This window comes from Paracraurococcus lichenis (assembly GCF_030657435.1).
In the GTDB taxonomy this organism is placed as follows: domain Bacteria; phylum Pseudomonadota; class Alphaproteobacteria; order Acetobacterales; family Acetobacteraceae; genus Paracraurococcus; species Paracraurococcus lichenis.
This window is the reverse complement of sequence record NZ_JAUTWS010000567.1, coordinates 1-307: the sequence shown is the minus strand read 5'-3', so window position 1 is coordinate 307 and position 307 is coordinate 1. Positions and strand designations below refer to the sequence as shown.

The window sequence follows — 307 nt, the reverse complement described above, 5'->3', positions numbered from 1 at the left end:
ACGCGCATGCGCGAGATCCTCTGCGCCTCGGTACGGCTGTTTGCTGACGAGACCTCCATGCCGGTGCTCGACCCCGGTCGGGGCAAGACCAAAAAGGGCTTTGCCTGGGCGATCGCCCGTGATGACCGGCCCTGGGGCGGCACCGACCCACCGGCCGTGGTGTTCCACTACGCCCCGGGCCGCGGTGCCGAACACGCCCGCGACCTGTTGGCGGGCTACAGCGGCCTGCTACAGTGCGATGGCTACACCGCCTACAAGAGCCTGGCCGCGCCGAAGGACGACAGCGCGGGCCCGACACTCGTCTACT

At 69.4% G+C, this 307-nt stretch carries 1 protein-coding gene; it reads left to right on the top strand.

Annotated features, from left to right (window positions below; all coding sequences use genetic code 11):
• The coding region (locus tag Q7A36_RS41265) for an IS66 family transposase (RefSeq protein ID WP_305109549.1) at positions 1 to 307 on the top strand (307 nt) is incomplete at both ends.